This window comes from Leptolyngbya sp. AN10, assembly GCF_050565645.1.
GTDB lineage: Bacteria > Cyanobacteriota > Cyanobacteriia > Leptolyngbyales > Leptolyngbyaceae > Leptolyngbya.
Window position 1 is genome coordinate 58842 of the sequence record NZ_JBNXVP010000004.1, and the last position, 24924, is coordinate 83765.

The following is a 24924-nucleotide window of genomic DNA, read 5'->3' on the forward strand; positions in this document are numbered from 1 at the left end:
TCAACGGGTTAGGCTTCAGAGTGAGAAAGATGCGCGTGAACCTCTTGATAAAGATTCAGAACATGATGATCTGCCAAACTGTAGTAAACGTTGCGTCCTTCTTTGCGATAGTTCACCAGGCGGGTTGCCCTGAGAACTCGCAGTTGATGGGATACCGCCGACTCACTCATCTTCAGCACTGCTGCCAAATCACAAACGCACAGTTCTTGCTTTGCTAAAGCTGACAGCAATCTCAATCGATTCGGATCGGCTAACACACCGAAAAATTCCGCCATATGTTGCGCTTGGGTCATGGTTAGTAAACCCGGCTGAACTTGACGAACCTGATCGAGATGTACGACTGGAACTTCGCAATTCAGAAGCTCGGAAGATTGAGAAAGGTTACTCACGGCGGCTGACCTAGAATCAATTTAATATCTGAATAAATATTCAGATATTGGTTTAATAATATAGTCCAGATTACGATCGCAGATCAAGCTTTTTACGCAATTTCTGAACTCGATTCTGTTGCCATAATTTCTCTGCTCAAGTTAGACAAAAATTTCATCAGCGTTTCATCCCTACTGATTAAAGTAGAAATATCGCTGCACTGATTCAGGCTATCGCCTCAGCGCAGTTGTCACTCCTCACACACCCTACTGAGAAAGCCTGAGCTTGTAGTTTCTAGCCTTCAGGCTTTCTTCATTCATCGACTTCTTTGAAGGTAGCAAGCGGAAGCAAGAATTTCTGGTAGTCTATCCACCTAACGCTCTAAAGCCTGACTGGAGAACAATGGATCTATTGTGGAAGCTTGTTAACTTCTCATTTATCCCTGCCGTCATCATGCTTCTCGCGGGTGGTATAGCTACGGTTCGCATTCCGGGACAAAATCTACGGAGCGCAGTCTTACATTTTGCAGCAGGGGTTGTTTTTGCGGTCGTCTCAGCGGAATTTATTCCGGATTTAGTTCATGAGCATAAAATCGCAACGACCGCGATCGGGTTTACGCTTGGAACCGCTTTGATGTTAACCATTCGCTCTTGGACAAGTCGAGCCGAATCCGCCGAAAAAGGGCAAGCCGGACGGCTACCAAGTGGTTTTTTGATGGCAACTGGAATCGATTTAGCGATCGATGGGTTAATGTTGGGCATCGGGTTTGTCGCAGGCGCAAAAGAAGGCATTCTGCTTACGGTTGCACTGACGATCGAGTTACTGTCACTGGGAATTGCAACAACTGCAAATTTAACTGGAAAACGCATCCCACAGCGAAAGACGCTGATCGTACTTGCGGGTTTGAGCCTGCTGTTTGTGCTGAGTGCAGTGACCGGAGGATTGTTATCTCAAGCGTTTACCGGGGTAGCATTAGCAGGCTTAATTGCGTTCGGAACCGCAGCGCTGTTGTTTCTCGTGACAGAAGAGTTACTGACTGAGGCACACGAAATCGAAGAGTCACCGTTATTAACCGCAACCTTCTTTGCTGGCTTTCTGATGATCTTCTTACTGGAAATGCTAACGAAGTAATATTTGCTATCTACAGGAAATCAGGCTTTTGAAATTCGATGCAACCAGATAAAATCTTCGCCTTCTGGAGAACATTTCGACTGAATCAACTCGTTTGAGTAGTGCAAGTTTTCTCCACTGAGATCGTTGCGATATCCCGATTCTGTCCATTCTCCATAGGGGTCATTTACCCAAAATCCGGTTTCGTCATAGCCCCGAATCACAATAATGTGACCGAAACTCGTGAAATAGCCATGAACGATGCAAGGTTTACCTTCCGCGATCGCTTTACGAATATCGTACAAGCTGCCGCGACTGGTATAATCAACTTTCAGCCTATACGCTTCACCCAGTTTGATCAAATCTAACGGCTCATGACGCGATAGATTGTGATCTTCCATGTACTGATACAGTTCGTCTTCGAGCTGTACAAAACTGTCGCTCTGTCCTTTTCGCTGCCAGTATACCATTGCCATCGCATAACAGGTCACATTGCAAGCTCCCATCGGGTTTAGCTCATTGTCAATCTGACTTTTGTACAGCACATTCAACGTTTTCCGCGTCGGCAGTTTTACTCGCTCTGGCTGAGGCTTGGGCGTTTCAATTTGAATCGGAATGAGCGTCCCCTGATTATCAATCAGTTGCGCGTGTTCGACAAATACATACCATTCGTTACTAGCAGGGTTGCCGATCGCTTGTTCCAAAATCGCAATCTTTAAATGTTTCGGATCGACTGGCTTCCAAGAATGCAGTTCAAAGGTTTGACCTGCGGGGACAGAAACTTTCTTAGTGTCGGGGAGTTGACTAGAACTTGCAGTGGATTGCTTAAGAATTGTATTCTGTAGAATTTTGAGTTTCATTGTTTTATCTCGATTTACGCTTTTGAAATTCGATGTAGCCAGAGGTAGTTCGATCCTTCCGATGAGCATTTCGATTGAATCAATTGATTCGAGTAGTGCAAGTTTTCGCCCGATAAATCGTTGCGATAGCCCGATTCAAACCATTCCCCAAATGGGTCATTCACAAAGAAGCCTTTTTGGTCATAGCCCCGCACCACAATAATGTGACCGAAACTGGTGAGGTAGCCGTGAACGATGCAAGGCTTTCCTTGCGCGATCGCTCGTCGAATGTCCATCAAACTACCCCGCAGCGTGAGATCGACATTCAATCCATACTCACGCCCCATTTCCGCTAAATCTCCTGGATCATGACGTGAAAGATTACGGCTTTCTAAGTAACGATACAGTTCATCTTCAAATTGCACCGCATTGGTACGCTTTGGAATCTTAAAATAACGCATCACCATCGCATAACAAGTGACGTTACAAGCTCCCATTGGATTGAGTGCATTGTTAAGCTGAGTGTGATAAGGCACATTCAATAACTTTGTTTTCGGTAGTCCAAGTCCTAAATCTGGAATTCTAGGAAGCTGGTTTGCTGTCTGGGGTGTAACAATCGTGCCGCGTGAATTTATAAGCTGGACGTGCGGTGTGTATACTGTCCAAGTATTTTGAGGCGGATTTCCTAGAAATTCATCCAGAAGCGCAATCCGAAGATGATTTTTCTCGATCGCTTTCCAAGAATGAATTTCAAACTCAGTTCCGGCTGCGACAGCACCTTTCGATTGGGCTGGAAGTTGAGCCGAATTTGCGGTCGATTGCTTAAAGAAGGTGTTTTGGAGAACTTTGAGTTTCATGGTTCGATGCTTGACTGCCTGAATAGATACCAACTGACTAATCCAGATTTCCCAAACATTGCTGTACTTTCTCGATCGCAATTTCTTTTTACTAAAGCTAGCAAAACTTGGAAAATTTCATCCTATTTTCATTGGTGCTTGCTATCTTCCCGCCTGTAGTAAGCTTTGAACAAGGCTCTAATCTACGTTTGTAAAAGAATTACGATGTCACACAACCACTCTCACAGCGTCACGAGCTACAATCGCGCTTTCATGATCAGTGTTGCCTTAAACACTACCTTTGTCATCATTGAAGCTGTCTATGGCATTATTGCGAATTCATTAGCACTCTTAGCAGATGCAGGGCACAATCTCAGCGATGTTTTAGGATTACTCCTAGCTTGGGGAGCAAGTCTTTTAGCTCAACGGCAACCGAGTACACGATATACGTTTGGATTACGTCGATCGTCAATTCTGGCAGCGTTCGCGAATGCAGTCTTTCTCTTTATCGTGTCAGGTGGAGTCGGGTGGGAAGCAATTCAGCGATTTCGTGATCCGGCTCCAGTTGAGGGAGATACAGTGATTATCGTAGCAGCGATCGGAATTGCGATTAATACAATTAGTGCCTTGATGTTTTTGTCAGGGCGAGAGCGCGATTTGAATATTCGCGGCGCTTTTTTGCATTTAGCGGCGGATGCGGGCGTGTCGCTGGGAGTTGTACTAGCAGGAATTGCGATCGTATTGACAGGACAGCAACGGTTTGATCCAGCCACGAGCTTGATTGTGACGATCGTCATTGTCGTCAGCACTTGGCAACTCTTTCGCGATGCCTTGAGTTTGATGACCGATGCAGTTCCCGCAGGCATTGAACCTTTAGCCGTGCGAACCTATCTTTTAGAGCGTCCGGGCGTTACCGGAGTACACGATCTGCACATCTGGGCAATGAGTACGACAGAAACAGCATTGATGGCTCATTTAGTCATACCAAATGGTCATCCAGGCGATGCCTTCTTAGCTGAAATTTATCATGACCTGCATGAAAATTTCAGCATCGAACACGCAACGATTCAAATTGAGTTGGGAGATTCAGGACAGCCCTGTGCGCTCGCGCCAGAGAATGTAGTTTAGTCAAAATTGGAATGGAGATCGCATCATCGCACTCAACTAAACACTCTTACCGCTCAGTCGTTTCACCTCATTAGTTCACAGTTAACCTGAATTTGCTTCATTTTTTCATTATTATTTCATTCCCAACCGTCATTATTGAAGATATAGAACATGACATTAACACCTGTTCTATTTTATTTGCGCTGTGAATCAAACAAGTGATTCCCCCGCTTATTCTTTGGTGATTTAGTCAGGACACTAGGAGCTTTATGATGAAGAGATTTGTTTTTGGTGCTGCTCTAGCGATCGGCATCGTATCCTTCGGTGCAGTTGCATCTGCGAATCCGCGCGGTGTTTCGGCTGGAACTACCGGACAGTCAGTAATGCGATCCTTCGAGACTAAGCAGCGTGACCAATCTAGTCAACAAGTCAACCCACAAAGCAACGCTAATCCAGATCAACCCTCATCTGTTTCTGCTGTTTCAACTCAACAGTTCGCTAAAGCCAGCCGTAGAGGTTCTTGCACACTGCGACCTGTAACCGCAGGAGGACAAGCAAAAGAGGCATTAGCCGCTGTGCAGGCTTGTCCGAATCAGTAGACAGATTCTCTCAAACGCTCACCCTTAAACTCTTTTACAACTTAGGAGAATGTTCATGAAACGGTTTCTTTCAGTTGCAACCGCCACGATCGTCCTGCTTGCTTTTGGTACTGCCGCTCAAGCTTCTAGCAATGCGAAAGTTCCTCATCTTGCGGGCAGCTCTTCTGATCTCAACAATGCTAAGTTTCAACCTGGAAACTACTCGCTGAAAGTTCATGTGATGGGACAAGAAGTTTCAGCTTTGATGGTTGAAGCACAAGACTCTGTTCGACTCAGCAAAAACATTCAAGTCTTTGACCAATTCAACAAGCCCATCGCTGCAACTGTTTCTATGAATGGACAAATGGCAACGATCACATTTGCTCAACCCGTTAAACCCGATACGAGTCTCAGAGTTGAATTGCGAAATGTTCAAAACCCCAATGCACTGCCGACGGCTTTCTTTTCAGTCAGTAGTCAGGTGGTTGGACTCGGTTCTGAAATCGCTTTAGGAACCACCCAAGTCACAACGCGCTATGGTCGCATCTAAAACGATCGTAAATTTCACACTGTTTTCATCACGATCGATCATAATGATTCCTTGAGACTGAGACTTGAACGAATCGAGGCTTAGGTCTCACACCAATTTTTATCTGAAGTTTCCAGCTTGGAGGCTTCAGATTTTTTGAATGTTTTTTGTCAGGTTGCTGCTTTGAGGCATTTTATGGAGACAGACCACACGATTTCTGATTCAATGCAGCTTTACTTGCGCGATATTGGTCGATTTCCCCTGCTCAGCGCGGCTGAAGAATTGCAATACGGTCAGCAAGTTCAAACTTTCATGCAACTTCAGCAGTTGAAAGCCACGATCGCGGATCAGTTACAACGAGAGCCGTCGATCGCAGAATGGGCAACCGCAGCAAAGCGAACTGAAACCGACCTCACTGAAGCGATCGCGGTTGGAAATCAAGCAAAACGGAAACTACTTGAGTCAAACTTGCGATTTGTGGTGTCGATCGCGAAGCGCTACCAAAAGCGAAACGTTGACTTACTCGATCTGATTCAAGAAGGCTCACTTGGGCTAGAACGGGCGATCGAGAAGTTTGACCCAGCGAAGCAATATCGATTTTCAACGTATGCGTATTGGTGGATTCGACAGTCAATTACTCGCTATTTGGCTCTTCACTCGCGCACTCTGCGGCTTCCCACTCATGTGACTGAAAAGCTGAACAAAATCAAAAAGGCTCAACGAACTTTATCGCAGCAACTTAGACGGACTGCTACAGATTCAGAAATTGCCCAGGAAACCAACTTATCACCGGAACAGATTCGAGAATACTTCATTGTTGCAAAGTATCCTCGTTCGCTTGATCAGCCGATTTCTAAGGCTCAAGAAGCGGTGCTACAAGATTTGCTCGAATCTGAATACGCTTCACCAGAGGAGGATTTAACCCGCTCAATGCTGCAACAGGATATTCAATCTGCGCTCGGTCGTCTATCTGAAAGAGAGCGAAAAATTCTCACCCTGCGATTTGGGCTGGTCGATGGAAAGGCTTTATCTCTTTCTCAAATCGGCATTCAGCTACATCTCAGCAAAGAGCGAGTTCGACAATTGGAGCGGCAAGCGCTTGGAGATTTGCGTCAGAGAGGGCACTTACAGCTTTATCTCATGTCTTGAATGTCAAGCGTATTTTTGCAGCACTTCTTTCAGAGGATTGCAACGAATTCCGTATATAACGACATCAAACTTCAAGTTTTTTCATCCTACTTTCATCGCACTGTGAAACATTAGTTAAGTGAGGCTGCTTTTCCTTTGACCTTATCTGAGCGAGGACTCTCCATGAAATCGATTCGCCGTTCTAAATCCGTATTGTCGAGCGTGATTTTCAGCTTGCTCCTGGCAACGACACCCACAATGGTTCTAGCAGGTCCGGGACACGATCACGGCGCTGGTAGCTTCAAAGAAGACGCAACTCAGACGGGCGGAGCCGTGAAGGTGGATGGCGAAACGGCGAAGCGAATGGGATTAAAAGTAGAGCCAGTCACTCGTCAGCGATTACCGTTTGGCGTGCAAACGACAGGGCAAATTGAAACCCTGCCTAACAAGCGGGTGCAAGTGACGAATCCGACTGGGGGAACGGTGATTCAGATGTTCGCTCAACCCGGTGATAAGGTACAAGCTGGACAAGCGATCGCACTCATTTCGAGTCCTGATTTAGCAACGTTGCGAACCGAAGCTCAGGACCGCAGAACTTCAGCCGTTGGGAGTGTGCAGCAAGCAGAGGCTGATCTGAGATTGGCGCAAAAGAATCTCGATCGACAAAGAGCGATCGCAGAAAAAGAAATTCAACAAGCCAGATCTTCGCTAGACTTTGCGCGAGAAAGTTACACCAAAGACCAAGAACTCGCGAAACAAGGTGCATTGCCGCAACGAAACGCGCGCGAATCTCAAACGAAATTGACGCAAGCACAGGCAGAATATTCGAGAGCCGAAAGTCGATTAGAGGTTTCAGAAGCACAAGCACAGTTAGAACGCGCTCAAGCAGCATTGGAAACAGCACGATCGCAAGTTGAACTGAGTGGTCAAACCTACGAGACTCGCTTACGTCAACTTGGTGCAAATGCGAATCCTGACGGCACGATTACGGTTACGGCTCCAATTTCAGGAACAGTTGCTAGTCGCGAAACGACACCTGGAGAATCCGCTCAAGATGCAGGGAAAGTCTTGATGACGATCGTGGATAGTCAAGCAGTGATGGCAAGTGCCAATGTCTACGAGAAAGATTTAGAAAAAATCTCCGAAGGTCAGCAAGTACGAATAACAGTGGCAAGCTTGCCAAATAAGTCATTTACCGGACGAATTAAAACCATTGGTTCGACGGTTGAGGGTGAAACTCGGATAGTTCCAGTCAGAGCAGAACTCGATAACTCTAGTGGAATGCTCAAGCCTGGAATGTTTGCTCAGATTGAAGTATTAACAGACAAAACTCCGGTCGCAGTGTTAGCTGTGCTGCGTTCTGCGATCGTCGAAGTCAACAAGAAAAACATGGTTTATGTCCAGAATGGCAATGACTTCAAAGCCGTTGATGTTGAGCTAGGACGAACTTCAGGCGATCAGGTCGAAATCACTAAAGGATTGTTTGATGGGGATATGGTTGTGACCCAACGAGCGAATCAGCTTCAAGCACAATCGCTACGGGGTGGCAGCGAGGCAGAAGGCGAACATAGTGAAGAGAAAGCTCCTGAAACAACTAATTCTGCACTCCCAGTTCCGGGTTGGGCAATGGCAGCAGGTGGCGGAGTCGTTATACTTGGAACCTTTTTTGGTGGAATGTATGTCGCAAGACGACGAATGCAATCTGCAATTGCTCAGATGCAACTTGCAAATAATCCTCACGGCTGGGAGCATCCACAAATCATCAATGGAGAAGGTGGACATCCAGTAATTCCATTCAGAAAAATTGTTCACGATTCCGACGACAAGAATCAGCGAGAAGAAGCTTAACCCTCTGTCCCTAACCTTTCAAAGATAGTCCTGTTATGTTAAACGCCATTGTGAAGTGGGCGATCGCACAGCGCTGGCTCGTTGTGATTGGCGCGATCGTTGTTGTGTTCTGGATTGGGCGCACTGTGACTCAGATGCCGCTTGATGTGCTGCCGTCATTCGCTCCGCCGCAAATCGAAATTCAAACTGAAGCACCAGGACTCGCTCCCGAAGAAGTCGAATCGCTGATTAGTTTGCCGCTCGAAAGCTCGATCAATGGAACGCCCGGAGTCACAACTGTAAGATCGTCGTCTGCGGCTGGAATTTCCGTAGTTCGAGTGGTCTTTAGTTGGGGAACTGACATCTACAAAGCGCGGCAGTTAGTGACAGAACGATTGCAGCTTGCTCAAAGTAAGCTACCGGAAGGAGCCGCAGCGCCGCAGATTTCGCCGCCGACTTCGCCGATCGGAACCGTGGTGAAATATGCTTTCACGACTGACGGGCAGACCTCGATGATGGAGTTACGACGTGCGATCGATTGGCAAATCACAAATCGATTAATGTCAGTTCCAGGTGTGAGCCAAGTGCTGGCATTTGGTGGGGATGAGCGACAGTTTCAAGTGTTAGTTGATCCTCAGAAGCTTAAAGCATTTAATGTATCGCTGAACCAAATTTCTGAGTCAGTTAGAAGCTCAAATAGTAATGCTTCCGGTGGCTACTTAATTACATCCGATCAAGAAACTTTAGTGCGAGGCATTGGACGGGTTGAGAATTTAGACGATTTAAAGCAATCTGTGATTACCTCTCGTCAAGGCACTCCGGTTCGATTGATGGATGTAGCGGAAGTTCAGATTGGATCGGGGATTAAGCGCGGTGATGGTAGTCTCAACGGTCAGCCTGCCATCATTTTGATGGTGAACAAGCAGCCAATGGCAGATACGCCAAGTGTTGCCCGTGGAGTTGAAGCGGCAATCAAAGATTTAGAGCCTGGATTGCCCAAAGGAACGAAAGTGACACGCACGTTTCGGCAGGAAGAATACATTCAAACTTCTGTGGATAATGTGCGATCGGCATTAGTCGAAGGCGGCATCATTGTAGCGATCATTTTGATTCCCTTCTTGATGAATTGGCGCATTCTCGCTGTCTGTATTTCTGCCCTAACTTTATCGTTGTTGCTGGGATTGTTAGCACTGAGTCTACTCGGTCAAAGTTTGAATACAATGACATTAGGGGGATTGGCAGTCGCGATCGGATCTGCGGTTGATGATGCGATCGTCTACGCCGAAAATGCGTTTCGTTGCCTGCGCGAAAATCGTCAATCTCCAAATCCTCGCCCTGCTTTGGAAGTCGTTTATCAAGGCTGTGCTGATCTAACTGATTCTGTGTTTGGAGCTACTCTAATTACAGTTGTTGTCTTTGCTCCGATCTTTGCCTTGACAGGTGTTGAAGGCAGCATTTTCTCGCCGATGGGAATTGGCTATCTGGTAACAGTTCTTGCATCAAGTTTGACGGCGGTAACAATCACACCCGCGCTATGTGCATTGTTATTACCGAGTGGACGTTTGCCGAATCACGAAACTTGGACAGCACGATTTTTCAAGCGCTTGTATGAGCCACTGTTAATTTTCTCAATGCGGCGATCGACGTTAATTATTGCGACTGCCTTGGGCATAACGGCTGCTTCATTCGCAATCATTCCTGGATTGGGTCGAATTTTCTTACCCGAATTTCAAGAGCAAACGCTCGTCAATACATTAATGCTCTATCCAGGTTCTTCTCTCGATGCGACCAATAAAGCTGGATTTGTGGTAGAAGAATCCTTGAAAAACGATCCACGTTATAGCTATGTGCAGTTGCGTTCTGGTCGAGCATTGGGGGATGGAGATGCAGCGGGTGTGAATTTAGCTCACTTAGATATTGGCTTGAGCGAAGAAGGCATGAAGAATCGCGCTGCCAGTATGGAGAAAATGCGCGAAGAGTTTGGCAAAATTCCTGGCGCGGCTCCGAACGTTGGCGGCTTCATTTCACACCGGATGGATGAGGTATTGTCTGGGGTGCGAAGTGCGATCGCAGTTAAAATCTTTGGTGCAGATCTCGATCAGCTTCGCACGATCGGACAACAGATCGAAGCTCAAATGAAGTCAATTGATGGCATTCTCGATTTGCAGCTTGAACCTCAAGTCCCCATTCCACAAGTTCAAATCAAGTTTGATCGAGCGGCTGCCAGTCGATATGGTTTATCGGTTGGGGCATTGTCTGAAACGATCGAGACGGCTCTGAATGGGCGCGTTGTCTCTCAGGTTTTGGAGAATCAGCAGACCTTTGATTTAGTCGTTTGGTTGAAGCCAGAAGCACGGAATAGTTTAGAAACGATCGAGAATTTGTTAGTTGATACAGCAAACGGTCAGAAAATTCCATTGGCGCAAGTTGCTCGCGTCGTGAGGGGAACTGGACCAAATACAATCAATCGCGAGAACGTTTCTCGATTGATTATTGTGTCGGCGAATGTGAAGGGGCGAGATTTGCGGTCAGTGGTCAACGACATTCAGGCAAAAGTGAGAGAGAACGTACAATTGCCTGCGGGATACTTCGTGCAATACGGTGGACAATTTGAAGCGGAGGAACGTGCGAGTCAAAACATTCTGCTCTTTAGCGCGATCGCCTTCGTGGTGATTACTATTTTGATGTACTTCTCAGTGAAATCGATTCCTTCCACGCTGATGATCATGGTGAACTTACCGATCGGGTTAGTTGGAGGTGTGATTGCAGTCGCATTATCTGGAGGAATTTTGTCGATCGCGTCTCTGGTCGGATTTGTGACACTGTTTGGAGTTGCAACTCGTAATGGACTACTGCTCGTCGATAACTACAATGCCAAATTTGCCGAAGGAATGCCGTTCAAAGAAGTAATCATTAAAGGTTCTCAGGAACGACTGAACGCAATTCTAATGACTGCGTTTACTTCCGCTTTGGGATTGTTTCCACTAATTTCCGAAGGTGGACCTGGTAAGGAAATTTTGCAGCCGTTATCGATCGTCGTTCTCGGTGGATTGTTTACCTCAACAGCACTCACGTTACTAATGCTGCCTGCTTTGTACGCCAAGTTTGGTAAAGTATTGTTCCCGAAGTCATCCTCTATTGATCAGGCTGATACTCCTGGCATGTTGAAAGAGATAAATAGTAATGCTTAACTCAATCGTTAAATGGTCGATCGCACAGCGTTGGCTGGTCGTGCTGGCATCTATTCTAGTGAGTGTATGGGGCTTTCTTAACTTATCCCAAATGCCGCTGGATGTGTTTCCAGGCTTTGCGCCGCCGCAAGTCGAAATTCAAGCAGAAGCGCCCGGACTCGCACCGGAAGAAGTCGAAGCTTTAGTGACACGCCCGATCGAAAGTGCAATCAATGGAACACCCGGACTAGATAGCCTACGATCGTCCTCAGCCGTTGGACTGTCTGCGGTTCAAGCAACATTCAAGTGGGACACTGAAATTTACCGAGCACGTCAGCTTGTAGCGGAACGTTTGCAGCAAGTACGCGGACAATTACCTCAAGGCGTAAACGATCCTAAGATTTTACCCATCAGTTCTCCACTGGCATGGACAGTCAAATATGCGTTTACCTCTGAAGCAACTCCGCTGATGGAGGTTTGGCGGATCGTAAATTGGCAAGTGAAAAATCGGTTATTGGCAGTTCCGGGTGTGAGTAATGTAGTGATTTTTGGCGGCGATGAGCGGCAATATCAAGTGCTGATTAATCCTGACAAACTCAAAGCCTTCAATGTGACGCTTGATGATGTCGTCAAAGCAACTTCCGCCGCAAACAGTAATGCACCTGGAGGATTCTTAATTACACGCGACGAAGAAACTGTAGTGCGCGGTGTTGGACGAGTAGAATCGGTCGAGCAACTGAAGCGATCGGTGATCAAAGCCAAAGACGGTAAGCCTATCCTACTAGAGCAAGTTGCCGATGTTCAAATCGGTTCAGCACTGAAGCGGGGAGATGGAAGTTTTGCAGGCAAGAAAGCCGTCGTTTTGACCGTCAATAAACAGCCGACTGCGGACACTCCAGCAGTCACAAAAGCAGTAGAAGCGGCGCTCGAAGAATTGAAGGAAAGCTTGCCAAAAGATGTCAAAATCGCAACTACATTCCGACAAGAAGACTTTATTGAAGCGTCGATAAAAAACGTTGAAGAAGCATTGCGAGACGGAACGATTATTGTCTCTGTTGTGCTGATTCTGTTTCTAATGAACTGGCGTACTGTTGTGATTAGTCTGAGTGCGCTTCCGGTGTCCTTGCTGCTGGGAATGTTGATTCTCAATTGGACGGGACAAGGCATCAATACGATGACGCTCGGTGGATTAGTAGTCGCAATCGGATCAGTTGTCGATGATGCGATCGTCGATATGGAAAATGTCTACCGTCGCTTACGCGAAAATCAACTATCCGACAATCCGCGCAATCCCTTCCAAGTTGTGTTTGATGGCTCGGTTGAAGTTCGGGTCAGCGTTCTATTTGCAACGGTGATCATTGCAGTCGTTTTTGCACCGATCTTTGCCTTGTCTGGAGTTGAGGGGCGAATTTTTACGCCGATGGGTGTTGCCTATCTTTTGTGTATCTTTGCTTCGACGCTGGTTGCATTGACGTTGACTCCTGCAATGTGCGCCTTGTTGCTCGTAAATCGCAGGCTTCCCAGTACCGAAACTTGGTTAGAACATAAAGCCCAACAACTCTACCGTCCTGCACTCCGATTCTCAATCCGACATCCCAAGACAATTATTGTTGGTTCACTAGCAGCTTTTGCTGCATCGCTTGTGATTCTGACGGGTGTAGGTCAGGTCTTTTTACCCGAATTTAACGATCGTGCCCTTGTAATCGCAGCAACACTATATCCTGGCTCATCACTCGAAGAAACCAATCAAACCGGATTAGTACTAGAACAAGCTTTAGCTGGAAACCCCAACTTTGAAACCGTGCAGTTTCGCTCTGGACGCGCTCAAGGCGATGTCGAGGTAGCAGGCACAAATTCTGGGGAATTAGATGTTCAACTGAGTGAAGAAGGCGCAAAAGACCGCGAGAAAAGCATCGAGCAGATTCGCGAAGAGTTCAAGAGAATTCCGGGTGTTGCTTCTAACATTGGTGGATTCATTTCTCACCGGATGGACGCAGTACTATCTGGAGTCAGAAGCGCGATCGCAGTGAAAATTTTCGGTCCCGATCTCGATCAGCTTCGCACACTTGGACAGCAAATCCAGAGCGCGATGGGCGAAGTGAAAGGATTAACAGATTTACAGCTTGAACCCCAAGTCCCTGTGAAACAGCTTCAGATTGAGTTCGATCGCGATGCGGCTGCACGATACGGCATTACGATTGGGGAATTGTCTGATCTGGTAGAGACTGGACTGAACGGCAAGGTTGTTTCTCAAGTCCTAGAAAATCAGCAAACCTTTGATCTTGTTGTATGGTTTCAAGAACCTTATCGCAATAGCATCGATGTCATTCGGAATCTATTAGTCGATACTCCGAATGGACAGAAAGTTCCGCTAGCTCAAGTTGCCAAAGTCGATAACGGCAAAGGTCCGAACACCATCAATCGTGAAAACGTCTCTCGCTATATTGTGATTTCGAGCAATGTAGCAGGACGAGATTTAGGTTCAGCGATTCAAGAGATCCGCACTAAGGTTAAACAAAACGTTCAACTGCCTGCAGGATACTATGTTGAATATGGCGGACAGTTTGAGGCACAGGAAGGTGCAACAAAAACGCTATTGTTAACGGGCGCAGTGGCACTTGTGGCGATCGCAGTTTTGTTGTACTTTGCGGTAAAATCTATCCCTGCTACGATGATGATTTTGGCAAACTTGCCGTTAGCCTTAGTGGGTGGAGTCTTGTCGATCGCGCTGACTGGAGGCATTCTTTCTGTTGCATCAATGGTCGGATTTATTACTTTGTTTGGAGTAGCGGCTCGAAACGGATTGTTATTAGTTGAGAACTACAATCAGCGATTGGCGCAAGGACAACCGTTAAAGGAAGTCTTGGTTGAAGGATCGCTCGAACGGTTAGTTGCGATTCTGATGACTGCCTTTTCGTCTGCATTAGGCATGGTTCCGTTGACTCTTGGTAGCGGTGCTGGTAAGGAAATTTTGCAGCCACTCGCGATCGTCGTCTTAGGCGGTTTGTTTACCTCAACTGCATTAACATTGCTCGTGTTGCCTGCGCTCTATTCCTTGTTTAATCGATGGATAGTTCCGAAGACACCGAATCAGTTGATTCAAGATCATCCACCGGATAGCAGTTATGCTAATCCAGGTGTGCCCAATAGCTAACCCAAATTGTTTTTGTTTGTTCTATCAAGGAGTGAAATCGATGAAAACTCTGTTAATTCTAATTAGCACTGCAAGTTTGTTGGTTCTTGGTGCTTGTAGTGGTGGCAATCAAGCCGCAAAGACCGAAAGCGCGACGAAGCCGACTGAAGCTGCTTCTACAACTCAAGCTGAATCGGCAACTAAAGAAGCACACAAAGAAGGAGATGGGCATGATCACAAAGGTGCAGACGGCAAAGGCGGTCAAGTCGTTGAAATGGGTGAGTATCACCTAGAGTTTGCTACGCACAAGACGGGGAATGGAATCAGTCTTGATCTGCTCCTTCAAAAAGGAGAGGCGCATCAGCCTGTGACGGATGCGAAAGTGACGGCTCAAGTACAAATGCCTGATGGGACTCAGAAGCCACTAGAGATGAAATATGATGCGGCAGAGAAGGCATACAAGGCAGTGCTTCCGGGTGCAGCCGCAGGAGAGTATCAAGTTGCGATTTTGGCAGATGTTGCGGGCAAGAAGATGAACGGGCGATTTAGCTTCAAGCAATAGTTCGAGTCTCGTGATTCCACAGCAAAACAGGTTTCTGAATGATTTGCAATTTCGCAGGCGTTCGGCGCTCTGTTTTTGCAATAACAAGTAACAATTCAGTAAAGGATTTCACGCTGATTTCATTCTGCTTCTATACATTGAGTATCAGTAGTGAAATCGTATCTTAACCACTTCTGTGCTTTCACAGATACAGTCTTTATACCGCTACAACGTACTACTTCTCCTAACCTACTGTTCCAAATTGGATCATTTGAATGAATCAAATTAAATTAATTTGGCTGAGTGGTCGATCGAACTATTCTGCCGCTTTAGGATATGGCGTTCTGCTCCTTAGTAGTTTCTCACTGCTCAACCCAGATCGAGCGATCGCACAGTCAGCAATCGATTCTCTTGGAGCAACTACCCCGAAACCCGCGATCGTAGATTCAGTCCCGCAAACATCATCCAGTTCAGTCGAATCCTCGACTTCTTCTGAATCATATATCGATCGTACCGATTACAGTTTAGGGGCAACTCAGCGTGAACTCGCTCCTGCTGCTCCAGTTCCGACAGTTGCCCGTCGTGCTCCTGTTGAAAATCCAGCAAGTTCAAATAACCGTACTCCACTGCCAGAAGAACCTTCAAGTTCTGTTGCCAATCATCCTAGTTCTGCACCGGATCAACCGTTGCCAACTGTTCAGCCGAACAATCAAACTCAGCTTGCACTCAATCACTACAATCAGGTCATTCTGCCTAAAATTCAATCGAGCGGTCAAACTTCGACTTTGCTCTTCCCACTTTCAATTCCAGCCCCGATCACGTCTTTGTTTGGTTGGCGGATGCACCCGATTATGAACACACTCCGCTTTCACTCTGGGACAGATATTGGTGCAGAAATGGGAACCCCTGTAGTAGCAGCAATGACCGGACAAGTGACGATCGCTAACTTTGTCAGTGGATACGGTTTCTCGGTAGCACTACAGCATCAAAATGCAGCTCAAGAAACTTTTTATGCTCACTTGTCTGAGGTTCTGGTGAAACCAGGACAGATGGTAAAGCAGGGAGAAGTCATCGGTCGAGTCGGACAGACTGGAACTGCAACCGGACCAAATTTGCACTTTGAAATGCGGCAAATGACCGCAGCAGGATGGGAAAATGTTGATCCAGGAGTTCAACTAGAAACCGCGATGGCGCAGTTAGCCAAAACACTGCAAACGGCTCAAACTTCCACCACACTGCAAGCGGTTCAAACTCCTACGAGACTGCAAACGACTGCAATAGGTTGGCAAAACCTTGATCCAGGAGTTCAACTAGAAACCGCGATGGCACAGTTAGTCAAAACGCTGCAAGTGGCTCAAACTTCCACTAGACCGCAGAGCTAAAGGTAGAATGCAGTGAACAAGGGATGGCGAGCAATTTTAGCGCGAGTTCAACAAGTTGTTGATCCCAATACAGAATCAAACGCGATCGCAGAGTTTCAAGCATCTCGTCAACGAACAGTTGCGGCTCTACGCTATTTTCTGCTGTTGCTTGTCATTCCACTTTTGGTCAATCAAATGGCTGAAGTTGTACTGATGCGTCCTGTTGTTCAACACACTGTGTTCAATTCCTCGGAGATTGTTCTCAGTCCCTTTCAGGAAGAACGCATCCTAAAGGAATTTCGGACGTTTGAAAGTCGTTTGCGGTTTGAGGCTTTGCTTCGAGGTTCAGAAGATGCTTTACCGACGATCGCAGAACGGCGGAGTGAAAAGCTACTGGAATTCGCCGCAAGTGTTCGACAGGAGAACGTCCAAGTTCTGTCAAATATTGTGGCAGACTTGCTATCTGCGATCGTGTTTATTGTCTTTGTATTGAAAACTCAACCTCAATTCAAGCTGCTGAAACAGTTTCTCAGCAATTTAGCAGATGGTTTAAGCGATTCTGCAAAAGCATTTCTGATTATTCTTGTGACTGATGTTTTTGTCGGGTTTCATTCCTCTTATGGCTGGGAAATCTTGTTAAAATCCGTTTTTGATCACTATGGACTCGCTGAGAATCGAGCCTTTACCGGACTGTTTATTGCAACATTTCCAGTGATATTAGATGCGATTGGAAAGTATTGGATTTTTCGCTATCTAAATCGAAATTCTCCATCTGCTGTGGCAACTTATCACCGGATGAACGAGTAATCAGTAGATTTGACTAAAATTCACTCGATTTTCATTGCGGTTTGTCAAACTGAGAATTATATTGCGATTGCGGATTTTAGTATGATCACCGCCTATAATAATTCACTGGTACAGTCTCAAAGCGTTGAGTCAGAATTTGCAGGTATGAAAATCTTGCTGGTTGAGGATGAATTCGATGTTGGCTCGGCGATCCAGCGCACCCTGAAGCAGGAACAGTTTATTGTGAATTGGGTGCAGAATGGCGACGAAGCGTGGTATTGCCTCAAGCAAGCTCAATACACAATGGCAATTCTCGACTGGATGCTACCCGGTTTGACTGGATTAGAATTGTGCAAACGGCTACGATCGCAACAGAACGCCATGCCCATTTTGATGCTAACCGCTCGCGATCGCTGGGAAGATAAAGTGCTTGGACTCGATGCGGGAGCCGATGATTATTTGATCAAGCCGTTTCGCATGGAAGAATTATTGGCAAGGCTCCGAGCGTTGCAGCGTCGAGCGCCTCAGTTCCAAACCCAGCAGCTTCAAGTTGGCTATCTCACTTTGGAATATGGCAATCGTACCTTAAGCTGTCAGTTCCCAGATGCGCTACCCCGCAGCACTCGACTTTCTAAAAAAGAATTTCAGCTTCTGGAATATTTCATGAAGCATCCGAGGCAAGCAATGAGCCGTGATCAAATTTTGAACTATCTCTACGAACTCGATGCAGAACGGATTAGTAATGTAGTTGCGGCGCAAGTTCGTCTGTTGCGTCGGCGTTTAGCAGAAATCGATTGTGGCGATTTGATCGAGACGATTCCGGGTGGAAGTTATCGGCTGAATCCTCGCTATGCGGAATAAAATACTCGATCGAACTCGCTTACAGCTTGCAGGCTGTTACTCAGCAGTCATGGCGTTACTGTTGGGATTGTCTGGATTAGTCAGCTATCAAGTTTTGGTACGGGCCTATCTCTATTCAGTAGATCAAGAGTTACAAGGTATTGCAAAAGCGTTTCATAAGAATCTGGAACAGTCTTTAACTGAACCTGAAAAGATTCCGCAAAGGCTAGAAGGAATGTTCCCTGATTTGTGTCTTGCAAATCGTCCGTGTCCTCAATTGAATGTTGGTGCAGATAGCTCAGAGAATGCCCTTGATCGTAGAATCGCTTCAGTTTATCAGAGTAACTATTATTTGCGGTTTGTCAGTCGTTCAGATCAGCTAGTCGCAACAAGTGGACTGCGCTCAGAAGGATTGCCAGAGACTTCTGGAAGGATTGAATGGCAGACGCTGCAAAATCAAGAAGGCGAGCGGTTTCATCAAATATCGCTGCCACTACATACCATTGATCGGAAAGTCTGGGGTTATTTGCAGGTGGGACGATCGCTGCGAGAAGTCGATCGTCGTCTCGCTGCTCTTGAAAATATGCTGCTGATTGGTTTACCGATTTCAGTCTTGCTGGTAGGACTTTCAAGCTGGTGGCTCTCTGGATTAGCCATGCGCCCAGTGCAACAGTCTTATCAACAAATGCAGCAATTTACGGCGGATGCGGCTCATGAACTCCGAACACCCATCACGGCAATTTTAGCCACGATCGATTCAGTCCTACGAATGCCTACAGTCAGCGAAACTGAATCGCGAGAAGCCTTTACAACACTAGAGCGTCAGGTCAGCCGATTTCTAGGAATGGTTAAAGATTTGCTGCTTCTATCTCGTTTGGAACAGCACACATTAACCTTTCAACCCCAGAGACTCTGTTTAAATGATTTGATGTTTGACCTGATCGATGAATTTTCAGCCTTAGCAGAAGCATCGAATCTAGCATTGATCGAGCAAGTTCAAACCAATAGACCGCTAGAGATTATTGCAGACGAGGATCAAATTTATCGGTTACTGTCTAATTTGGTCATCAATGCGATTCGATATACTCCTACGGGAAAAGTCACTCTAAAGCTGTATCAAGAGCGCGAGCAAGCCGTGATTCAGGTTCAAGATACCGGAATTGGAATTGCTGCGGAAGATTTATCACACGTATTCGATCGCTTCTATCGAGTCGATTCAGATCGATCGCGCAACAGTGGCGGAACAGGCTTAGGACTCGCGATCGCCAAAGCAATCGTAGAGGCTCATGACGGAAGTATTCAGGTTCAAAGTCAAATTGGTAGCGGCACTACATTTACTGTCCGCCTACCGCTTAAATCTAGTCGTTCTCTGCCAATCAAACTTAATTGCGTCTGAGATAGATTCGTTCTACCGTTGAAGTTGTTGAATGTATGACAGCGTTTCTTGGTAGCCTTCTCGATTTCCTTGTTGTTGAAATAGCTTTGCAGCCGTTTGCAAATCTTGTAGTGCCGATTTCTTGTTCCCGGTTTGAGCATACAGCAGACCACGATTCCCATAAGCTTCTGCTAAGTCCGAATCAAGTCGAATCGCAGCAGTGAAGTCTGCGATCGCGCCGTTAACATCTTTGCTCTCAGTTCGAGCTTTCCCTCGGTTGTAAAACGCATCCGCATAGTTTGGACGTAACTTGATTGCTTGAGTGAGATCGGCGATCGCTGACTTTAAATCTCCACGTCCTGCCTGAACCACACCACGAGTATTAAATGCTTCTGGATAGTTCGCTTGCAATCGAATGGCTTGAGTTAGATCTGCATAGGCATTCTGTAAATCACCGATGTCTGATCGAGATTCACCTCGATTGTAGAGCGCTTTAGGGTTGTTCGGTTCTAGCTTTGCAGCTTGCTCAAAATCTGCGATCGCTCGTTGTAGATTGCCAGAATCATGCAGCGCCAACCCCCGATGAAGATAAGCATCTCCGTATTTTGGACTCGCTTGAATGGCTTGAGTGTAAAGTGCGATCGCGCCTGAAAGGTCTCCTTGCTGAGCGCGTTGCTTGCCCTGATTCACAAGATTGACGCTCTGAGCGGGAGTGGAGTTCTGCGATCGAGCAGATGCTTGACCAACTGGAGCGAGAATACTCACGCCTGCCATCAGAGCAGAGGTCAGCATAAATTGATGAATCAAACGCATAAATTTCACCATCACAATACCAAAATTCTAGAAAGAATCAAGCCAATGTGCTGCAATTTCAGAATCTACAGAGCAAAGTTTTGTAAAGTTTATGAAGACCAGCATCAATGCTGGCGTGATTTACGGATGAACTTTAAACCAATTTGAATGTGTAAAGTTGATTCTGCCCCAGTTCTGAGATGTGGCGAAAAAGTTACTTAGCGACATGTTTTTTCATCGTTCTTTCATTTGCAAAAGGCAAACTGATAAATATCATCCAAACACAAACGAGAACACTCGCATGAATAAGTTAATCACTGCAGCATCAATGTTAGTTGCAACGTCTATTGTTTCAGTGGGTGCTGCAATTGCAAGCCCGATCACCGTCAGCGGTCAACCTGCAATCTGGAGATTCGGTCAGTCTCGGACAGTTCAAACCAAACCGACTGCTCAACCCGTGACAGAGGCTCAAGATCCTAAGCCTCAAGCTGCTGCTGACAAAGGCGAAGTGAAATCGATCGACGTTCAATCTCCTGCTGATCCTGTCTCCCGATCAAGCTCTTGTACAGGTGATGCTGCCTCTGCAAAGCCGCCTGTCGTGAACAATCCCCATCATCTCCGCAATGTAATGTGGCGCAATGCAAGAATGACTTGCACTCGGTAAATTTCTCAGCATCAATGCAAGTTTTCATCCCTGAAGTCAGACTTTAGGGATTTTGCATTTCATCTCTAAAGGATCGCTCTAAAGTTTGATCCGCCCAAGATGTGGGATCTTCTAATGGCTCTAAATGAGTAATAACGTGCGCTCCGGAAAGTGATTGTGCGATCGCTAATTCAAGTTCCTCACACAAATCATGACCGCGCTGCACTGTCCAGTCTCCAGGAACTAAGACATGAAAGGACACAAAGCGACGCGCTCCCGCAACCCGCGTTAATAGTGCGTGAAACTGAATGCCGCTTTCTTGATAAGGGATGAGCCGATCCATGATCATTTGTTGCTCATGAGCGGGCAGCGATCGATCCAGCAAACCTGATCCGGTTTCACGCAGCAGCCGAAATCCTGCCCAGATAATGTTTCAGCAACAATTAGCGCAATGATCGGATCGAGAACCAGCCATTCAGTTAACTCCACAACGAAGATACCGATTACGACTCCGGCTGAAGTCCAAACATCGGTAAGTAAGTGATGGGCATCGGCTCGTAGGGTAATCGATCGCAGTCGTCGTCCAGCGCGAAGTAAGACGAAAGCAACACCGCCATTAATTGCTGTTGCCACCAATGACAGTGCAAGTCCCAATCCAATTTGCTCGATCGGCTGTGGATCAAATAGTCTTCCCCAAGCAGCAATGGCAATACTCACCGCAGCCACCATAATCAAAGCGCTTTCTAAACCGCTTGAAAAATATTCCGCTTTGGAATGCCCAAAAGCGTGTTCAGCATCAGGCGGCTTCGCGGCAAAGGAGAGTGCCCAGAAACCAACCAGTGCAGCAATCAGATTAATGCACGATTCCAGCGCATCTGAGAGCAACCCGACTGAACCAGTGAAGAAGTAGGCTGATGCTTTTAGCGCGATCGTCAGCATTGCAGCAACGATCGACAACACAATGTAGGAACGGGCAGATTTAGCACTCATGCTTGAATTTTATCGTGAGAATTTGCCTGCAAAAATTAGGCTTCTGGCTCATCTAAATGCTCTACCACTTCCCGGTATAAATTCACCACATGATGATCTGCCAAACGATAATAGATGTTTCGCCCTTCCCGACGGTAATTCACCAGCCGCGTCGCTCTAAGCGCTCTAAGCTGATGCGACACAGCCGATTCCCCCATCTTTACAACCACTGCCAAATCGCATACACAGAGTTCCTGTAAAGCCAAGGCTGACAAAATTCGGAGGCGATTTGGGTCTGCCAACACGGTAAAGAATTCTGCCATTCGCTGTGCCTGCAAAATAGACAATACAGCTTGTTGTACCTGACGTACATTCTCTAAATGCACTAAATGAGTTTCACAGGTTGGCGCATCAATCTTTTGAGCACGTGGCTTTTTAGGAGAGTTAGACTTGCTCATACACTAGGACATTAAGACTGAGATCACAGATTGAATCTCCAGTATATGCAAAGAATGGGAATCATTCTTATCAATGACAGGTCGTTCACATTTCGATCAATGCCAGCAAGATGACGCGATACCCACAGGAATTTTTTTAGCAAGAACTTCACGGGCGCTGACTGCAAACAGCGAACTGATCGGCTTTGGGTTTGCGCTGGCTCGATTTGGTCTCTTTCTGACTCAACTGAACCTGCAGGGCAAACGCACACGTATCTTAACAATGACTGCAGGATATTATAGGCTCATGTATGGAAATCAAAATTGGTGAGCCTTACAGCAAAATTAGGCGACAAAAGCCAAATCACTACATTGGAGAAGACACCGCACTTGAGGACAAGGAAGTTTTAAAGCAATCTGAGCATTTCTGACTTCAAACGGCATCCACAATGAATTAAAGGAGAAATCTGCCCAATGATTCTGTGAGCAAGGCAGAGAAAATATTTATCTAAAGTGCAGTACGTGATTCGTGATTCTCTTTAATCTTCTGAGCTAATGTAAAGCAATGTATCTTTTAATACACTACGACGTACCCTGCTATAAAGGTGATGGAATCCAATACTCTGGACGATTGTGATTGTAAATCACTTCATCAAAGATTTGAGCAAGCCAGTCTTCAAAAGAGTTGGCAATAATATGTTCCGCTTGCCAATCTTCAAACAATAAATCATGTTGACAGTCAAGTATTTTGTACTCTGAATCAACACTGGATGTGACATCAAAACTGCAGAAATCACCTGTAGCCACATAGCCTAGATAGCAGAAAGCAATATATTTCTTCTCACTACCATCTTCGACGTAAACTTCATCCTGATTTTGATTGAATGCAACGATAGTGTCTGTGCTTTGAATTAGAATTCCACTATCGGCTAGCCAGGGTAGAGTGATCTCAAATCTTGGCTCATTGCTGCAAAAAAGATTTGCTCCGTTGCTAAATTTCAAAAACTCCTTATAGCTATGAGGTAAGGTGAACCCAAGCCTTTCTTCACAACGCCGGATTTCGTCTTGGTCAGCAGGAGAATTGAATTTAAGCTCTAACCTAATATTTTGAGCCTTTAATACTTGCTGTGCCTGGTCAACTTTTTCTGAGAACCATGTATACATAAGTCATTTCGATAGCTATACAACTATGGCTCGAAGAACATTTGAAGATTTACCAGTTCAAATTGCTAAAGCTAGCCCACCAAGTCGTAAAAAGCTGGTGAGTTGCCGGTCCAAGGAACACACCATTTGTCGATGGATCGTTTCCTCCTCCCCATGCTATGGGTTTTATGTGATGAGCTTGTGCATCAGTTGGAATAGTCCAATTTTTTGTCGTGTAAATTCGCCGTAGCTCATCAGCAAAATTAGGTGCCCTTTCAACATACTTAACATAGGGCGGATCGGCTGGAAATGGAACAACAGACATATCTGTGCGTGTTGGTCTTATCAATGGATAAGCAGCACCCTTCTCGTTATAAGTTCTAACTGCTTGACCAGCATTAGGGACAGTGTATATTACTCCATCTGATCCCAAGATATTAACTCCTGCATAAACCCAAAGATGCTGGGTTCTATCGATAGATCGCGCGTATGTTGGGGTGGTACATGACGATGCAGTAAGTGTACAGGAGTGACTGTTGGGACCTATATATCTTAGATCTGTCGGAAAATTCACATTTGACCGATATAGAGCGAGAACAAACCCAGCAGGTCTCCCAATGCTACAGGTCAAAGATGAACGGTAGTTTGCTACTGGTGGTGTAGCATTTGGTTGTTCTACAGAAATCACACAATTGTAGGCAAAAGAAACAATCTAACTAACAGAGTAAGGCTGATTGAAATTAGAAAGTGATTGACTCCCAGATAGCTGAGCTACTTTAGATTCAGCATGTTTTTCTTCTGCGGTTGAAGGGTTACTACTGACGAATCCTGCGAACAGCAAAGTTGAAACAGCAATCAGTGGATGCACAAACCTACTTAAACTTTCCATGAACAAAAGCAAATCTGGGTAAAGATAAAGAAAATCAGAATCAAATGATACGCTAGAATCACATAAAGCTATCTTACGATGATGCTATTTTGAGATCTTGGATCTTTCCGAAGTTCTCTGATCATTTCATCGATTACTTTTTCGTCTGTCGCCTCAAAATTTATACCTGGCAGAGCTTGCTCGTAGATTGAGAGTTCACATTTCTTTTTCTTTCCATTGCGACGCTCATAGGAGATCTCACAAGTTTTCTTTCCCTCTCTTGCCAAATCCCTTTCTTCTCTTCTCGTCTCCTTGTCTATATTACTATTGTCCTGGTTTTTTGTTCTTTGAGAACTATCAGCGATTTGTCTACCTGAATCGCCCTTGGGTTGATCTAAGCTGGAGCTATAGCTAGACTTTGAGGTCTCGGCGTGAAAGTCAGCAACGCTTCTTGCCAAGGCACTGTTGGCAGTTGCCAAAAAACCAATTAGCACTAAGTATCTTTGAAACGACATCATTTACACCTAAAATAACGTCCATTTC

Annotated in this window: 23 protein-coding genes; 14 read left to right on the forward strand and 9 right to left on the reverse strand. The window is 45.9% G+C overall.

Annotated elements, in window-relative coordinates; genetic code table 11:
• Window positions 1–8: 8 nt before the first annotated feature.
• The gene (locus tag ACQ4M5_RS06750; RefSeq protein ID WP_017292276.1) at window positions 9–389 is read right to left on the reverse strand and encodes an ArsR/SmtB family transcription factor; all 381 of its coding nucleotides are present in this window, start codon (window positions 387–389) and stop codon (window positions 9–11) included.
• 382 nt (window positions 390–771) lie between these two features.
• Between ACQ4M5_RS06750 and ACQ4M5_RS06755 the strand changes: the two genes are divergently transcribed.
• Entirely contained in the window at window positions 772–1500 is a 729-nt protein-coding gene (locus ACQ4M5_RS06755; RefSeq protein WP_026149160.1) for a ZIP family metal transporter, read from the forward strand.
• Window positions 1501–1520: 20 nt separating this feature from the next.
• Here ACQ4M5_RS06755 and ACQ4M5_RS06760 read toward each other — a convergent pair whose 3' ends face one another.
• Window positions 1521–2339 carry a C39 family peptidase gene (locus ACQ4M5_RS06760; RefSeq protein WP_017292278.1) on the reverse strand — a complete coding sequence of 273 codons (819 nt, stop codon included), beginning with the start codon at window positions 2337–2339 and terminating at the stop codon, window positions 1521–1523.
• A 14-nt stretch (window positions 2340–2353) separates the two neighbouring features.
• Window positions 2354–3175, reverse strand: coding sequence for a C39 family peptidase (locus ACQ4M5_RS06765; protein ID WP_036047277.1), 822 nt, complete (start codon window positions 3173–3175; stop codon window positions 2354–2356).
• A gap of 204 nt (window positions 3176–3379) precedes the next feature.
• Here ACQ4M5_RS06765 and ACQ4M5_RS06770 point away from each other — a divergent pair, with 204 nt between their 5' ends.
• The 12 genes from ACQ4M5_RS06770 to rppB all read left to right on the forward strand — a co-directional run bounded on the left by ACQ4M5_RS06770 (window position 3380) and on the right by rppB (window position 19550).
• Window positions 3380–4282 carry a cation diffusion facilitator family transporter gene (locus ACQ4M5_RS06770; protein WP_026149162.1) on the forward strand — a complete coding sequence of 301 codons (903 nt, stop codon included), beginning with the start codon at window positions 3380–3382 and terminating at the stop codon, window positions 4280–4282.
• Between the two features lie 248 nt (window positions 4283–4530).
• Complete coding sequence (locus ACQ4M5_RS06775) at window positions 4531–4860, forward strand: hypothetical protein (protein ID WP_144056481.1); 330 nt, start codon at window positions 4531–4533, stop codon at window positions 4858–4860.
• Between the two features lie 55 nt (window positions 4861–4915).
• Entirely contained in the window at window positions 4916–5389 is a 474-nt protein-coding gene (locus ACQ4M5_RS06780) for a DUF2808 domain-containing protein (protein WP_026149163.1), read from the forward strand.
• Window positions 5390–5563: 174 nt separating this feature from the next.
• On the forward strand, window positions 5564–6517 hold the full coding sequence (locus ACQ4M5_RS06785; RefSeq protein WP_430674831.1) for an RNA polymerase sigma factor, RpoD/SigA family: 954 nt from the start codon (window positions 5564–5566) through the stop codon (window positions 6515–6517).
• 162 nt (window positions 6518–6679) lie between these two features.
• Window positions 6680–8344 carry an efflux RND transporter periplasmic adaptor subunit gene (locus ACQ4M5_RS06790; RefSeq protein WP_430674832.1) on the forward strand — a complete coding sequence of 555 codons (1665 nt, stop codon included), beginning with the start codon at window positions 6680–6682 and terminating at the stop codon, window positions 8342–8344.
• 35 nt (window positions 8345–8379) lie between these two features.
• Window positions 8380–11514, forward strand: a complete 3135-nt coding sequence (locus ACQ4M5_RS06795) for an efflux RND transporter permease subunit (protein WP_430674833.1) — start codon at window positions 8380–8382, stop codon at window positions 11512–11514.
• Entirely contained in the window at window positions 11507–14647 is a 3141-nt protein-coding gene (locus ACQ4M5_RS06800) for an efflux RND transporter permease subunit (RefSeq protein ID WP_430674834.1), read from the forward strand. The genes ACQ4M5_RS06795 and ACQ4M5_RS06800 overlap by 8 nt, the downstream gene beginning before the upstream one ends.
• A 40-nt stretch (window positions 14648–14687) precedes the next feature.
• Entirely contained in the window at window positions 14688–15188 is a 501-nt protein-coding gene (locus ACQ4M5_RS06805) for a hypothetical protein (protein ID WP_430674835.1), read from the forward strand.
• Window positions 15189–15442: 254 nt separating this feature from the next.
• Window positions 15443–16549, forward strand: a complete 1107-nt coding sequence (locus ACQ4M5_RS06810) for a M23 family metallopeptidase (RefSeq protein ID WP_430674836.1) — start codon at window positions 15443–15445, stop codon at window positions 16547–16549.
• A gap of 12 nt (window positions 16550–16561) precedes the next feature.
• The gene (locus tag ACQ4M5_RS06815) at window positions 16562–17335 is read left to right on the forward strand and encodes a CemA family protein (RefSeq protein ID WP_430674837.1); all 774 of its coding nucleotides are present in this window, start codon (window positions 16562–16564) and stop codon (window positions 17333–17335) included.
• 81 nt (window positions 17336–17416) lie between these two features.
• On the forward strand, window positions 17417–18175 hold the full coding sequence (gene rppA / locus ACQ4M5_RS06820) for a two-component system response regulator RppA (RefSeq protein WP_430674838.1): 759 nt from the start codon (window positions 17417–17419) through the stop codon (window positions 18173–18175).
• Window positions 18165–19550, forward strand: coding sequence for a two-component system sensor histidine kinase RppB (rppB, locus tag ACQ4M5_RS06825; RefSeq protein WP_430674839.1), 1386 nt, complete (start codon window positions 18165–18167; stop codon window positions 19548–19550). The genes rppA and rppB overlap by 11 nt, the downstream gene beginning before the upstream one ends.
• 12 nt (window positions 19551–19562) lie before the next feature.
• Here rppB and ACQ4M5_RS06830 read toward each other — a convergent pair whose 3' ends face one another.
• Window positions 19563–20321, reverse strand: a complete 759-nt coding sequence (locus ACQ4M5_RS06830) for a tetratricopeptide repeat protein (RefSeq protein ID WP_144056483.1) — start codon at window positions 20319–20321, stop codon at window positions 19563–19565.
• Window positions 20322–20622: 301 nt separating this feature from the next.
• Between ACQ4M5_RS06830 and ACQ4M5_RS06835 the strand changes: the two genes are divergently transcribed.
• A complete protein-coding gene (locus ACQ4M5_RS06835; protein ID WP_017292294.1) occupies window positions 20623–20985 on the forward strand; it encodes a hypothetical protein in 363 nt (120 codons plus the stop codon).
• Window positions 20986–21028: 43 nt separating this feature from the next.
• Here ACQ4M5_RS06835 and ACQ4M5_RS06840 read toward each other — a convergent pair whose 3' ends face one another.
• From ACQ4M5_RS06840 to ACQ4M5_RS06860, 5 genes are all read right to left on the reverse strand, one after another.
• Window positions 21029–21307, reverse strand: coding sequence for a cation transporter dimerization domain-containing protein (locus tag ACQ4M5_RS06840; protein ID WP_430674840.1), 279 nt, complete (start codon window positions 21305–21307; stop codon window positions 21029–21031).
• A 2-nt stretch (window positions 21308–21309) separates the two neighbouring features.
• Complete coding sequence (locus tag ACQ4M5_RS06845; protein WP_430674841.1) at window positions 21310–21954, reverse strand: cation diffusion facilitator family transporter; 645 nt, start codon at window positions 21952–21954, stop codon at window positions 21310–21312.
• A gap of 35 nt (window positions 21955–21989) precedes the next feature.
• The gene (locus ACQ4M5_RS06850) at window positions 21990–22391 is read right to left on the reverse strand and encodes an ArsR/SmtB family transcription factor (RefSeq protein ID WP_430674842.1); all 402 of its coding nucleotides are present in this window, start codon (window positions 22389–22391) and stop codon (window positions 21990–21992) included.
• 576 nt (window positions 22392–22967) lie between these two features.
• Window positions 22968–23534, reverse strand: a complete 567-nt coding sequence (locus ACQ4M5_RS06855) for an SMI1/KNR4 family protein (protein WP_430674843.1) — start codon at window positions 23532–23534, stop codon at window positions 22968–22970.
• A gap of 936 nt (window positions 23535–24470) precedes the next feature.
• Entirely contained in the window at window positions 24471–24899 is a 429-nt protein-coding gene (locus ACQ4M5_RS06860; RefSeq protein WP_430674844.1) for a hypothetical protein, read from the reverse strand.
• Window positions 24900–24924 lie beyond the last annotated feature (25 nt).